Origin of the sequence: Klebsiella sp. CN_Kp104 (assembly GCF_040064515.1) — a bacterium.
GTDB lineage: Bacteria > Pseudomonadota > Gammaproteobacteria > Enterobacterales > Enterobacteriaceae > Klebsiella > Klebsiella aerogenes.
Window position 1 is genome coordinate 93,429 of the sequence record NZ_JBEAII010000028.1, and the last position, 12,969, is coordinate 106,397.

At 55.4% G+C, this 12,969-nt stretch carries 9 protein-coding genes and 1 pseudogene; 3 read left to right on the forward strand and 7 right to left on the reverse strand.

Annotated features, from left to right (window positions below; translation table 11 throughout):
- Window position 1: 1 nt before the first annotated feature.
- From ptrB to ABLU80_RS14005, 3 genes are all read right to left on the reverse strand, one after another.
- Window positions 2-2,062 carry an oligopeptidase B gene (ptrB, locus tag ABLU80_RS13995; RefSeq protein ID WP_032708611.1) on the reverse strand — a complete coding sequence of 687 codons (2,061 nt, stop codon included), beginning with the start codon at window positions 2,060-2,062 and terminating at the stop codon, window positions 2-4.
- A 122-nt stretch (window positions 2,063-2,184) separates the two neighbouring features.
- On the reverse strand, window positions 2,185-2,856 hold the full coding sequence (locus ABLU80_RS14000; protein WP_015705950.1) for a DUF533 domain-containing protein: 672 nt from the start codon (window positions 2,854-2,856) through the stop codon (window positions 2,185-2,187).
- 104 nt (window positions 2,857-2,960) lie between these two features.
- Window positions 2,961-3,320, reverse strand: a complete 360-nt coding sequence (locus ABLU80_RS14005; RefSeq protein ID WP_015705951.1) for a YebG family protein — start codon at window positions 3,318-3,320, stop codon at window positions 2,961-2,963.
- 136 nt (window positions 3,321-3,456) lie between these two features.
- Between ABLU80_RS14005 and purT the strand changes: the two genes are divergently transcribed.
- The gene (purT, locus tag ABLU80_RS14010) at window positions 3,457-4,635 is read left to right on the forward strand and encodes a formate-dependent phosphoribosylglycinamide formyltransferase (protein WP_157195255.1); all 1,179 of its coding nucleotides are present in this window, start codon (window positions 3,457-3,459) and stop codon (window positions 4,633-4,635) included.
- Window positions 4,636-4,689: 54 nt separating this feature from the next.
- Here purT and ABLU80_RS14015 read toward each other — a convergent pair whose 3' ends face one another.
- The 3 genes from ABLU80_RS14015 to zwf all read right to left on the reverse strand — a co-directional run bounded on the left by ABLU80_RS14015 (window position 4,690) and on the right by zwf (window position 8,879).
- Window positions 4,690-5,331 carry a bifunctional 4-hydroxy-2-oxoglutarate aldolase/2-dehydro-3-deoxy-phosphogluconate aldolase gene (locus ABLU80_RS14015; protein ID WP_015366001.1) on the reverse strand — a complete coding sequence of 214 codons (642 nt, stop codon included), beginning with the start codon at window positions 5,329-5,331 and terminating at the stop codon, window positions 4,690-4,692.
- A gap of 38 nt (window positions 5,332-5,369) precedes the next feature.
- The gene (edd, locus tag ABLU80_RS14020) at window positions 5,370-7,181 is read right to left on the reverse strand and encodes a phosphogluconate dehydratase (protein ID WP_015366000.1); all 1,812 of its coding nucleotides are present in this window, start codon (window positions 7,179-7,181) and stop codon (window positions 5,370-5,372) included.
- A gap of 222 nt (window positions 7,182-7,403) precedes the next feature.
- Window positions 7,404-8,879: a glucose-6-phosphate dehydrogenase gene (zwf, locus tag ABLU80_RS14025; protein ID WP_015365999.1), complete on the reverse strand. Its 1,476-nt coding sequence runs from the start codon at window positions 8,877-8,879 to the stop codon at window positions 7,404-7,406.
- Between the two features lie 319 nt (window positions 8,880-9,198).
- Between zwf and ABLU80_RS14030 the strand changes: the two are divergent.
- Both ABLU80_RS14030 and pyk read left to right on the forward strand, forming a co-directional pair.
- Window positions 9,199-10,103 (forward strand): annotated as a pseudogene (locus tag ABLU80_RS14030) (MurR/RpiR family transcriptional regulator).
- 125 nt (window positions 10,104-10,228) lie between these two features.
- The gene (gene pyk, locus ABLU80_RS14035; protein ID WP_015365996.1) at window positions 10,229-11,671 is read left to right on the forward strand and encodes a pyruvate kinase; all 1,443 of its coding nucleotides are present in this window, start codon (window positions 10,229-10,231) and stop codon (window positions 11,669-11,671) included.
- A gap of 249 nt (window positions 11,672-11,920) precedes the next feature.
- Here pyk and lpxM read toward each other — a convergent pair whose 3' ends face one another.
- Window positions 11,921-12,892, reverse strand: a complete 972-nt coding sequence (gene lpxM, locus ABLU80_RS14040; RefSeq protein ID WP_032705956.1) for a lauroyl-Kdo(2)-lipid IV(A) myristoyltransferase — start codon at window positions 12,890-12,892, stop codon at window positions 11,921-11,923.
- Between the last annotated feature and the right edge of the window lie 77 nt (window positions 12,893-12,969).

Below are 12,969 nucleotides of genomic sequence, written 5' to 3' on the forward strand. Positions count from 1 at the left end.
GCTACACTTCCACCTTGCCGGGCAAAGTCCCTTGCGCGAGGGCGATTAAAAAGGCGTACTCCAATGCCACGCCCTCGTAGCTTTTAAACCGTCCCGACTTACCGCCATGTCCGGAATCCATATCGGTACATAACAGCAGCAGATTGTCGTCGGTTTTCAGCTCGCGTAGCTTCGCCACCCACTTCGCGGGCTCCCAATATTGCACCTGCGAATCATGCAGCCCGGTGGTCACTAACATATGCGGATAAGCCTGGGCTGAGACGCCATCATAGGGGCTATAGCTCTTCATATAGTGATAATAGGTTTCGTCCTGCGGATTCCCCCACTCCTCAAACTCACCGGTCGTGAGCGGAATAGATTCGTCGAGCATGGTGGTCAGTACGTCAACAAACGGCACCTGCGCCACCACGCCGTGGAACAAATCCGGTCGTTGGTTAATCGCCACGCCCATCAACATGCCGCCGGCGCTGCCGCCCATGCCATAACATAATTTAGGGTCGCCATATCCCTGCGCCAGCAGCGCATCGCAGACGTCCAGATAATCGTTAAAGGTATTCTTCTTGTTGAGGAATTTGCCGTCTTCATACCACTGCTGTCCAAGTTCGCCGCCGCCGCGAATATGGGCTATTGCAAAGACAAAACCTCGATCCAGCAGGCTCAAACGGCTGGCGCTAAAATCAGCGTCCATGCTGGCGCCGTAAGAGCCATAGCCGTACACCAGTAACGGGTTGGCCCCTTTGCGAAAGTGTTCGCGGTGATAAACCAGCGATACCGGCACCTCCACGCCGTCACGCGCTTTCACCCACAGGTGTTCGCTGCGATAACAGGCGGCGTCAAAGCCCTGCACTTCCTGTTGCTTGATAACCCGCCGCTCGCCGGTATCCATATCCAGCTCAAATAGCGTATCCGGGGTGGTCATCGATGAATAACCGTAGCGCAGCCTTGACGTTTCCGGTTCGGGATTATAGGCAAGCCAGGTGACGTAAGCGGGATCGTCAAAGGCAATGCCAACCACTTCCCGCGTTTTACGGTTGATCTGCCGCAGGCTGGTCAAGCCCCGCTGACGCTCCTCGACCACCAGCCAGTCGGTGAATAGAGTAAAACCTTCGAGCATCACATCAGGACGCGCCGGGATCAGCGTCTGCCACTGGTCTTCGTCGCGGAGCACGGTGCGGTAAAGCCCGAAGTTTTTGCCATCGCGATTAGAACGCAGATAAAACGCGTGCTGATAATGATCGAGGCTATATTCATGATCCTTGCGTCGTGGCAAAAAACACACCGGCTCCGCATCGGGAAGCTCCGGGTTAAGTAATAACACTTCGCTGGTAGTGGCGCTGGCAAGGTAAATCACCACAAACTGCTGGGAGGTGGTCTTATGCACGCTGACGTAAAACGTGTCGTCTTTCTCTTCGTAGACCAGTACATCGTTATCTGCGGTGGTACCAACGGCATGTCGCCAGACCTGATACGGCAGCAGCGTCGTCGGGTGTTTGCGCACGTACCACAAGAAGCGCGAGTCATTGCTCCAGGCGAATCCTGGCGTGACGTTTTCCAGGATCTCCGCCGACCATTCGCCGCTGCTCAGATCCTTAAAACGTAAGCCATACTGACGTCGTGAAAGGTAATCTTCCGCCACCGCCATCAGTTGGTTGTTCGGCGCGACGCCTAATCCGCCGAGGGTGTAAAATTCGCTTTTCGCCGCCCGTTGGTTGGCATCAAGCAAAATCTCCCATTCATCCCACTCTTCTTTGAGCACTGACTGACGTTGGTAGATCGCATATTCACAGCCCGGTTCATAAACCTGGCGATAGCGGTAGCCATTTTTGCTATAGGGAGCGGAGACCTCCCGCTGCGGAATGCGATCGATGATTTCCTTCAGCACCCGCTCCTGCAGGCTGCTTTGCGAGTCCATCACCTTTTTACCGTAGTCATTTTCCTGATGGAGATAGTCCAGCACTTCCGGGCGCGCGCGTTCGTCATCGCGCAGCCAGTAGTAATTATCGATGCGAGTGTCGCCATGTAGCGTCATGGCGTGGGGGATCCGTTTAGCTTTCGGTAGCATGCGTTATTCTTCTGCGTCTTATTATGGAATCACAAAATCACTCAGGGCATCGTGCGCCCTGAACGATGTCGTGTCTATAAGGGTGGCAAAAGTGGCCAGCGATGCAAGCGGAACGCTCTCTTTTAAGAATCAAGCGCCTGCTTTTGCGCCTGAACATCGCGTTCTATCTCTTCTCGGACATCTTCAGGCAGTTTAAGCGCGTCACCGAGCGCATCCAGGTAGCTGCGCTCCATAAAATGGTCGATATCAATTACCGCGCAGCTGAGGTAGTAAATTTCCAGCGCTTCTTGCCCATCGCGCACGCTTTGCGCCAGCCGTTGCGGGTCGAGCGGCTGGGTTAAAACCCTGTCGATCAACACCCGGCCCTGCACGTCGATGTTCGCCGCTCGCAACTGCTCTTCTATATGCTGACGTTCACGCTCGTCAATATGACCGTCGCTTTTGGCGGCGAAGACTAACGCGGTAATCAGCCGCTCGCTGCGCGCATCGAGCACAACCGGTTCCTGGGTAGACGCTGTTGATGTCTGTGTCGCGATATCTGCCTGCTGGCCGCGCATTTTTTGCTGATACTTATTCCACAGCACGCTGCCGGCCACCGCGCCACCGCCAACCAGCAGCGCGCCGGTGCCATATTTCGCCAGCAGCTTACGCGATGATTTGCTGGCGACCAACAAGCCAGCAAGGCCGCCCAAGGCGCCGGGCAGCAGGTTTTTAGCGGATGAAGATTTTTCAGCGGAGACGGGATTGCCCTGCTGGCCCAGCAGGGACTGGAGTTGATTAAGCCAGTTAGCCATAACATTCCTCATAGCGCGAGATGCAATGCCATCAGCCTAAACGACGAGACGTCAGGAAATGTTATGACTGGCTAAAGATGCGAAAATTTCCGCTTCGCCGGTTATCAGGCGGCCTTTGCTTTGCGCGGCTTTTTCGCGGCGCCTTCTTCGGCGGCACCAGGCTGAGCTTCATCCTCTGTAGGCGCAGACTCCGGCATTTCTGCCGCCGCCTCAGCATGCTCTTCTGCTTCCGGCAATTTCCCTGACTTCAGAATGTGGTGTAAGGCGTCTTTGCGCTCGGCCAGCCACATCGACATATTGTCACGCTGAGCTTCATCCAATTCCAGCGGGCACGTGACCAGCCAGTCATTGAGCACCTCTGCCAAATCGAGCATTTTGTCGTAAGCATCGGCCTCTTTTTTGCTGGCAAAAGACATTTTTTCCTCACCTTCACGGATCACGACGTATTTGATTTCAACCGCCATTGTGCAGCCTCTTTATACTGTATTTATATACAGCATATCAAATTTCGCCGCTGTTCTCAACTTACGCGTGTAAAGACAGACGCAAACGTTTTCGTTTATAATGCGCGCCATGTTCTGTTTACGCTGAGAGTAGGTTATGACTTTATTAGGCACCGCGCTGCGCCCCGCGGCCACGAAGGTAATGTTGTTAGGTTCCGGCGAGCTCGGAAAAGAAGTCGCCATTGAGTGCCAGCGGTTGGGTATTGAAACCATCGCCGTCGACCGCTATCCCGATGCGCCGGCGATGCAGGTGGCCCATCGTTCGCACGTCATCAATATGCTGCACGGCGACGCGCTGCGTGAACTGATCGCCTTAGAAAAGCCGGATTATATCGTGCCGGAGATCGAAGCCATTGCTACCGACACGCTTGTTGAGCTGGAGCTGGCCGGGCAAAAAGTAGTGCCGACGGCGAGAGCCGCAAAACTCACCATGAATCGCGAAGGCATTCGCCGCCTCGCGGCCGAAGAGCTGCAAATTCCCACCTCTGCCTATCGTTTTGCCGACAGTGAAGAGGGGTTCCGCGCTGCCGTCGACGAAATTGGTTTGCCTTGTATCATTAAGCCGGTGATGAGCTCCTCCGGTAAAGGCCAGAGCTTTATCCGCTCGGCTGACCAGCTCAGCGCCGCCTGGCAATACGCCCAACAAGGCGGGCGAGCAGGCGCCGGACGCGTCATCGTCGAAGGGATGGTAAATTTTGATTTTGAAATTACGCTGCTCACCGTCAGCGCCGTCGACGGCGTCCACTTTTGCGCCCCGGTAGGCCATCGTCAGGAAGATGGCGACTACCGTGAATCCTGGCAGCCGCAGCAGATGAGCGATCTCGCGCTGCAACGCGCGCAGGAGATCGCCCGCAAAGTGGTGCTGGCGCTGGGGGGATATGGACTGTTCGGCGTTGAATTGTTCGTTTGCGGCGATGAAGTGATCTTCAGCGAAGTCTCCCCTCGCCCGCACGATACCGGTATGGTCACTCTGATCTCGCAGGATCTTTCGGAATTCGCCCTGCACGTTCGCGCCTTCCTCGGCCTGCCGATCGGCGCCATCCGCCAGTATGGACCGGCGGCATCGGCGGTGATTTTACCGCAGCTAACCAGTGAGAACGTGACCTTTAGCAATCTACAGGCCGCCGTCGGCGCGAGTCTGCAGTTGCGTCTGTTCGGTAAACCGGAGATCGCCGGCGCGCGTCGCCTGGGGGTTACCCTGGCGGTTGCTGACAACGTCGATGAAGCCATCAGCCGCGCCAAAACCGCTGCCGCCGCGGTCGTCGTGAAGGGATAAAAAAAAGCCCGGTCGCTCACGCGGACCGGGCTTCTGTCATTACAGGCGCAGAAATTATTTCGCGCCTTCTACCGCTTCGCGGGCCAGTTTGGTGATGCGATCGTAGTCGCCGTTTTCCAGCGCGTCGGCCGGAACCAGCCAGGAGCCGCCGATGCACAGCACGCTGTTCAGCGCCAGATAGTCGCGGTAATTCGCCGGAGAGATGCCGCCGGTCGGGCAAAAACGAATGTGGCCGAATGGACCGGCAATCGCCTGCAACGCTTTCACGCCGCCGTTCGCTTCCGCCGGGAAGAATTTGAACTCTTTCAGGCCATACTGCATGCCCAGCATCAGCTCGGATACGGTGCTAATACCCGGGATCAGCGGGATGGTGCCTTCGCCGGTCGCCGCTTTCAGCAGGGATTCGGTCAGGCCCGGGCTGATAGCGAACTGCGCGCCTGCTTCAGTAACGGCTTTCAGCTGCTCAACGTTGGTCACGGTCCCGGCGCCGACAATCGCCTCCGGCACTTCTTTGGCGATAGCGCGGATAGCTTCCAGCGCGCATTCGGTGCGCAGCGTAACTTCCAGAACGCGTACACCACCGGCAACCAGCGCTTTCGCCATTGGCACCGCGTGTTCCAGCTTTTTCACCACGATAACCGGTACGACCGGGCCGTTAGTGAGGATTGCTTCTGCAGTTGTTTTCCAGTTTTTCATCAGAGTTTTCTCTCGCCAGATCTACAAATCGAATCGTCTTAAAAAGTAATGCAGGTTGCGCCCTGCTCGGCTCCGGAGAGCTTCTCACGCAGCGCGCCGAACATCTCGCGGCCGGTTCCGACCCGCGAGCTGCTCAGGTCAGGAATATGCGGCTGGCGTGCGGCCAGTTCAGCTTCATCTACCAGCAGGGTCAACTCGCCGGTCTGCCCGTTAACGCGAATCATGTCGCCATCGCGCACTTTCGCCAGCAGCCCGCCATCGTAGGCTTCAGGAGTAACATGGATGGCTGACGGTACCTTGCCTGATGCGCCGGAAAGTCGGCCATCGGTGACCAGCGCAATTTTGAAACGGCGGTCCAATAATACACCAAGTGGCGGCATAAGTTTATGTAATTCTGGCATGCCGTTCGCTTTCGGCCCCTGATGGCGTACAACGACTACACAATCTTTATCCAGCAGTCCCGCTTCAAACGCCGGCAGTACGTCGTGCTGGCTCTCAAAGACGACCGCTGGCGCTTCGATAATCTGGTTCTCAACCGGCACCGCGGAGGTCTTCATGACCGCACGACCGAGGTTACCGCTCAGCACTTTGGTACCGCCATGGCGGGAGAATGGTTTCTCGAAGGTAGCGATGACCTGATCGTCAAGCGGCGCGGTCGCCCCTTCACGCCAGTCCAGCTCACCGTTATTCAGCCAGGGTTCCATGGTGTAACGCGACAAGCCGAAGCCGGCGACGGTATTGACATCTTCATGCAGCAATCCGCCTTTCAGCAGCTCGCGCACCAGTACCGGCACGCCGCCTGCCGCCTGGAAGTGGTTAATGTCCGCCGGACCGTTTGGATACAGACGCGCCAGCAGCGGCACCACATCAGAAAGATCGGAGAAATCATCCCAGTTAATGATAATGCCCGCCGCGCGCGCCATCGCCACCAGGTGCATCGTATGGTTGGTGGAGCCGCCGGTCGCCAGCAGCGCAACGATACCGTTGACCACCACTTTTTCGTCAATCATTTTACCCAGCGGCATCCACTCATTGCCGTTGCCGGTCATGCGCGTCACCTGACGAGCTGCGGCGCTGGTCAGCGCTTCGCGCAACGGGGCATCCGGATGAACAAACGAGGAACCTGGCAGCTGCATGCCCATAAACTCAACCACCATCTGGTTGGTGTTGGCGGTACCGTAGAAGGTGCAGGTGCCCGGGGCATGATAAGAGGCGGCTTCGGATTCAAGCAGCGCCATACGGTCAACTTTACCTTCGGCGTACAGCTGACGAATGCGCACTTTTTCTTTGTTCGGCAGGCCGCTGGCCATCGGACCAGACGGAATAAACACCGACGGCAGATGGCCGAAGGAGAGCGCCGCCATGGTCAGTCCGGGAACAATTTTATCGCATACGCCAAGATACAACGCGCCGTCGAACATATTGTGCGACAGGCCGATGGCGGCAGACATGGCAATCACTTCGCGGCTCAGCAGCGACAGCTCCATGCCATCCTGGCCCTGCGTCACGCCGTCACACATTGCCGGCACGCCACCAGCCACTTGCCCTACCGCATTGGCGGAGTGCAAGGCTTTACGGATGATATCCGGATAATGTTCATAAGGCTGGTGAGCGGACAACATATCGTTATAGGAGGTGATAATAGCGATGTTGTTGCGCAACATGCTCTTCAGCGACGCTTTATCATCTGCCTGACAGGCGGCAAAACCGTGCGCCAGGTTACCGCAGGCCAACTGCGAACGATGGACGGTATCGCTTTTGGCTTGATTAATTCGTGCGAGGTAGGCTGAGCGGGTTTCGCGTGACCGTTCGATAATGCGATTTGTTACCCGTAACATTGTCGAATTCATAGAGGCTCCTCAAAATTTATCTGTCCGGCCACCGCGCGATGACGACGAATAATGGTGTAAATGGCACCACCACTGGGGCTCAGGGGCAAAATGTCTACAGGCAGTGTAATAAAAAAAGCCCCGGGGGTGAATCCTCCCGGGGCTTAAAAGATTAAAAATTATGCGCCAGACTGCGCCAGATCATGTTACCGGTAAAATAACTCTCCCGGATTAACGCTAGTCTTACTCGAATTCGTTCCAGGAACGGCCATCGCGGGTGATCATCGCCACCGACGCCACCGGTCCCCAGGTACCAGCCTGGTAAGGCTTCGGCGCATCGCCGTCGGCCGCCCATGCTCCGGTAATGGAGTCAACCCACTTCCACGCTTCTTCCACTTCATCGCGACGCACGAACAGCGCCTGAATACCGCGCATGGTTTCCAGCAGCAGGCGTTCATAGGCATCCGCTAAGTGCGTCTGATTGAAGGTTTCGGAGTAGCTCAGATCCAGCTTGGTGATCTGCAGATTATGCTTGTGATCGAGGCCTGGAACTTTGTTAAGCACCTGAATATCAACACCTTCATCCGGCTGCAGACGAATGGTCAATTTATTCTGCGGCAGCTCCTGCCAGGTCTCTTTAAACAGGTTCAGTTCCGGAGTTTTGAAATACACCACCACTTCGGAGCATTTCGTCGGCAGGCGTTTACCGGTACGCAGGTAGAACGGCACCCCAGCCCAACGCCAGTTATCGATATCCACGCGAATGGCTACGAAGGTCTCCGTGTTGCTGGATTTGTTAGCGCCCTCTTCTTCCAGATAGCCCGGTACTTTTTTACCTTGCGCAAACCCGGCGGTGTACTGACCGCGGACGGTTTTCTCACGCACGTTCGAGCGATCGATACGGCGCAGCGATTTCAGCACTTTCACTTTTTCATCGCGGATGCTGTCGGCAGTCAGATCCGACGGCGGCGACATGGCGATCATGCACAGGATCTGCAGCAAATGGTTCTGGATCATGTCGCGCATCTGCCCGGCTTGATCGAAATAACCCCAGCGGCCTTCAATACCCACTTCTTCCGCTACGGTGATTTCAACGTGGTCAATGGTGCGGCAGTCCCAGTTATTAACAAACAAGGAGTTAGCAAAGCGCAGCGCCAGCAGGTTCAGTACCGTCTCTTTACCCAAATAATGGTCGATACGGTAAACCTGGCACTCTTCGAAATACTCGCCCACCTGGTCATTAATTTCCCGGGAGGTTTCCAGCGAGGTACCGAGCGGTTTTTCCATCACTACCCGCGCGGGCTTGGCATTCAGCTTCGCTTCGCCCAGGCCTTTGCAGATAGCGCCGAACGTGCTTGGCGGCATCGCGAAGTAGTTAATGGTGACGCGGTTTTCCTGATCCAGCATATCGCCCAGACGCGTAAAACCGCTGGTATCGTTGACATCAAGATTACAGAAGTCCAGACGACCGCTCAGGGTATCCCATAAACCTTCGTCGATTTTCTCTTTCATGAAGGTTTCTAACGCTTCACGCACAACTTTGGTGTAAGCGTCTTTATCCCAATCAGCGCGACCGACGCCGATGATGCGGGTTTCAGGGTTAATCTGGCCAGCTTTTTCAAGCTGATACAGGGAAGGCAACAGTTTACGGCGCGCGAGGTCACCTTTCGCGCCGAAAATGACCAGATCGCATGCCTGGGCCGTTTGCGTTACCGCCATGTCATTCTCCTCAGTTGATAGTCTGGTGCTTATGCCAGGCTAAATTTGTAATTTTCTTACGCTGCACTGTACTGTGTTTACGAATTTCCTGAAACCCTTGGCGGTGCTTTCCCGACGTTACCGCACATAGAGGAAAAGCGTTCGCCGACAAATTGGGCATCAGGCTAAGAATGTTCGTTGTTTCGTCTGGTTTTCAGTTAGTAAAATACGACTCTGATCATGTAATGAAAAAAAACGACATTTTTTCTCGTCATTCCTCACCGCTTCTGATTGCGGAGGGGTATATTCTTGCTAAAACGCCTGATGATTTCACCCATTAATGAAATCGTTTCCATTGATGAGCGCCTGTAAACAATGAACATGCTGGAAAAAATCCAGTCCCGACTGGAAAACCTTAGCAAATCTGAACGCAAAGTGGCGGAAGTCATTCTTGCCACACCGGCGCAGGCCATTCACTCAAGCATAGCGGCCCTCGCGCTGGAAGCCGGCGTCAGCGAGCCGACCGTAAACCGATTTTGTCGCAGCCTGGAAACCCGGGGGTTCCCCGATTTTAAACTGCACCTGGCGCAAAGTCTGGCACACGGTACCCTCTATGTTAACCGTAATGTCGATGAAGACGACAGCGTCGAATCCTATACGGCGAAAATTTTCGAATCGGCGATGGCCAGCCTCGATCAGGTACATCATGCGCTGGATATGTCCGCGGTCAACCGGGCAGTCGATCTGCTTACCCAGGCGAAGAAAATTTCCTTCTTCGGCCTGGGGTCTTCAGCAGCCGTCGCGCATGACGCGATGAATAAATTTTTCCGTTTTAACGTCCCGGTCATCTACTCCGACGATATTGTCCTGCAGCGCATGAGCTGTATGAATTGTAACGATGATGACGTGGTGGTCATCATTTCACATACCGGACGCACCAAAAGCCTGGTTGAACTGGCGCAGTTAGCGCGTGAAAACGATGCCATGGTCATTGCCATCACTTCAGCCGGGACCCCGCTGGCGCGGGAGTCGACGCTGGCTATTACCCTGGATGTTCCGGAAGACACCGATATTTATATGCCGATGGTGTCGCGCCTGGCCCAGCTCACGGTGATTGATGTGCTGGCGACCGGCTTTACCCTGCGCCGTGGAGCAAAATTCAGAGATAACTTGAAGAGGGTCAAGGAAGCGCTGAAGGAATCGCGCTTTGATAAAGAACTACTCATTAGTAGTGATAAACAATAATAGTCATTATAAGTCAGAGACCAATTATGTCCCGGCAGCGTAGCAGTTCCGCCCGTTAGCGGATTTGGCGCTACCGAATCCATGTTCACGCAACACCAAAGTTGTTTCAGTCAACGGAGTATTACATGTCCAGAAGGCTTCGCAGAACCAAAATCGTAACGACCTTAGGCCCGGCAACTGACCGCGATAACAACCTCGAAAAAGTTATCGCCGCGGGCGCTAACGTCGTACGCATGAACTTCTCTCACGGTACCCCGGAAGATCACCAGCTCCGCGCAGACAAAGTCCGTGAAATTGCAGCAAAACTGGGCCGTCACGTTGCGATTCTCGGCGACCTGCAGGGGCCGAAAATCCGCGTCTCTACCTTCAAAGAAGGCAAAATTTTCCTCAACATTGGTGACAAATTCCTGCTCGACGCCAACCTGGGCAAAGGCGAAGGCGATAAAGAAAAAGTCGGCATCGACTATAAAGGCCTGCCGGCGGACGTCGTTCCAGGCGATATCCTGCTGCTCGACGATGGACGCGTGCAGCTGAAGGTCCTGGAAGTACAGGGGATGAAAGTTTTCACCGAAGTTACCGTTGGTGGCCCGCTATCTAACAATAAAGGTATCAACAAACTCGGCGGCGGGCTGTCTGCAGAAGCGTTAACCGATAAAGACAAAGCCGATATCGTTACCGCCGCAAAAATTGGCGTTGATTACCTGGCGGTCTCCTTCCCGCGCTGCGGCGAAGACCTGAACTACGCTCGCCGTCTGGCCCGTGACGCTGGCTGCGATGCGAAAATCGTCGCTAAAGTCGAGCGTGCGGAAGCGGTCTGCGACCAGGATGCCATGGACGACGTTATTCTCGCCTCCGATGTGGTGATGGTAGCTCGCGGCGATCTCGGTGTGGAAATCGGCGATCCGGAACTGGTGGGTATCCAGAAGGCGCTGATCCGCCGCGCTCGCCAGCTTAACCGCTCGGTCATCACCGCCACGCAGATGATGGAATCAATGATTACCAATCCGATGCCGACCCGCGCGGAAGTCATGGACGTGGCGAACGCCGTACTGGACGGTACCGATGCCGTGATGCTCTCCGCGGAAACCGCTGCCGGCCAGTATCCGTCTGAAACCGTCGCCGCGATGGCGCGGGTGTGCCTGGGCGCGGAGAAGATCCCAAGTCTCAACGTTTCCAAACACCGTCTTGACGTCCAGTTCGACAATGTCGAAGAAGCGATTGCCATGTCGGCGATGTATGCGGCCAACCACCTGAAAGGTATTACCGCGATTATCACCATGACCGAGTCCGGCCGCACCGCGTTGATGACTTCACGTATCAGCTCCGGCCTGCCAATTTTCGCCCTCTCCCGTCACGAGCGTACTCTGAACCTGACGGCGCTCTATCGTGGCGTGACGCCGGTGCATTTCGACAGCCATAACGACGGCGTTGCCGCCGCGCACGACGCGGTTAACCTGCTGCGTGATAAAGGCTATCTGGTCTCCGGCGACCTGGTGGTCGTCACCCAGGGCGACGTGATGAGCACCATCGGCAGCACCAACACCACCCGTATCCTGACCGTTGAGTAATCGCCTTCAGTGATGAAAAAGCCTCCTTACGGAGGCTTTTTTATGCTTGTTATCCTGGTAAATGCAGGCATCACAACATGCCGGCGATGGTAGCATACGGAAATGTTTTGTAGGCCCGCGCAAGCGCAGCGCCGCCGGGCAATATCCGCAGATAAGGAGCCGCTTTTGCGCCGGATGGCGGCTGCGCCTTATCCGGCCTACGGTCAGGTAAATGCAGGCGCCGTAGCCCTGCTCAGCGCAGCATACAGCTTACTTCTTCGGAAACAGTTCGTTGCGCTTGTAAGGCTCGGTTTCGCCCGGCTTACGCGTCTTCAGCAGTTTCAGGATCCAGGTATACTGCTCAGGATGCGGCCTGACGAAAATCTCAACCTCTTCGTTCATACGGCGCGCAATCGTCGTATCATCAGCTTCCAGCAGATCGTCCATCGGCGGGCGCACCAACACCGTCAGGCGATGCGTTTTACCGTCATACACCGGGAACAGCGGTACTACACGCGCGCGGCAGACTTTCATCAAACGACCAATCGCTGGAAGAGTCGCTTTATAAGTCGCGAAGAAATCGACAAATTCGCTATGCTCGGCGCCGTGATCCTGGTCGGGCAGATAATAGCCCCAGTATCCCTGGCGAACCGATTGAATGAACGGCTTGATACCATCGTTACGCGCGTGCATCCGCCCGCCGAAACGACGGCGCACGGTGTTCCAGACATAGTCAAATACCGGATTCCCCTGGTTATGGAACATCGCCGCCATTTTTTGCCCACCCGAAGCCATCAGCATTGCCGGAATATCCACGCCCCAGGCGTGCGGCACTAAAAAGATGACCTTTTCATTATTACGCTGCAGCTCGTCGATGATCTCTTTCCCTTGCCAGTCAACGCGGGACATCACGCGCTGCGGATCGCGCATGCCCAGTTCGGCCATCATCACCATTGCCTGCGGAGCCGACATATACATCGCATCTATGATAGCTTCACGCTCTTGCTCGCTTTTTTCCGGGAAGCAGTACAACAGGTTAATCTGCGCCCGACGTCGCGAGCTCTTTGCCAGACGTCCAACGAAACGCCCCAATTTGCCGAGAATAGGATCGCGGAAAGAGGGAGGGGTCAGCGCAATACCGGCGAAGGCGAAAACGCCCAACCACGCGCCCCAATAGCGCGGCAGTAAAAAAGATTTCTCAAATTTAGGGATAAACTCAATGTTATTTTTTTTCGTTTCCATGCCCGGTCCGCAGAAGGTCTGCTCAATCAATAAAGATAATGGCTTAGTTTAGCGATACGTCACTCATCGCACAAAAG